This is a genomic window from Moorena sp. SIO3I6 (assembly GCF_010672095.1).
On sequence record NZ_JAAHHU010001587.1, the window covers coordinates 1 to 1,150 of the forward strand.

The 1,150-nt window shown below is 47.7% G+C and carries 1 pseudogene; it reads right to left on the minus strand.

The features are described from left to right. Positions 1-103: 103 nt before the first annotated feature. Positions 104-1,150: pseudogene (locus F6K49_RS51450) on the minus strand (hypothetical protein); the annotation flags it as partial.

Genomic DNA, 1,150 nt, shown 5'->3' on the forward strand with positions numbered 1-1,150 from the left:
AAAAAAATGCGATCGCTAGTTAGATTAGCGATCGCTGACAGTCTTGGGTAAAAACCGTTTAAGTAAGAACTAATCGGAATAGTCTTGGGATCACACTGTTGTGTTACACAAATGCATTAAATGCCTGCTCAGCAGCATCGAGATTGCCGAATACAGTCAGATTATCCTCGCCGCCAAGGATAGCTACTACCGCTTCTTGACCACTAACTGTTTCGCGACCGAAACTAATATTGCCCAAGAACTCGTCAGCGAAATCAAAGGCATCACCGGCCTCAAAGTCAGTGATTTGGTCAAAGTCCTGGAGACCGTCTTGGAAGATTTCACTGCCGAAGGCGAAGATGTCTGCACCTGAATTGCCAGTTAACAAGTCATTGCCAACGCCTCCGTTCAACACATCATTAGCGCTACCACCAATCAGAGTATCATTGCCCTCATTACCGAAAACAGTACCGTTAACAGTGCCTGCGATACCATCATAGGTATCATTACCAGCACTGAGTAGAACATCGCCGTTGATAGTACCTTGGTTAACAATAGTTACGTCACCCTCAGCACCCTGAACATCAATACCGACCTGAGGGCTGCCTGCAACAACACCACCGTTGATAGTGCCCCTGTTAATGATGTCGCCGTTGAGTTCGACTCCGTCCTCAATCAGTACTGCCGCATCAGTTTCTGAGGTTAAGGTGCCTTCATTGACAATATCACCATTGAAGACTGAGAGGTCAGTATTAGTACCTTGTCTGAGGCGAACAGCAGTTGCTCGGTTGTTACCCACCGGCACACCACGTCCGATCACCGTACCTCGATTAATCACGCTACCTGTGACATCAGCACCGAGTTGTAGAGAAATGGCATCTCCATCATTGCCTTCACCGACATCGATCAGACCACTACTTTCGTTGACAATCGAGTAGGAAAGCGCACTCTGGTCAGTGTAAACGACACCATCCCGGGGACTGGCAGAGGTGAGAATCTCACCGAAGTTTTGAAGGCTAATATCTTGACCACCGATATTTACGGCACGACTAGCACTAGTGATAGTACCGAAATTTTGCAGCGCGCCAGAAGAGGTACCGCCATTGGCAAAGCTAACGCCGTTGAAAGCACCATCAATCGTACCGTTATTAACGATTGTACCGTTGAGTTC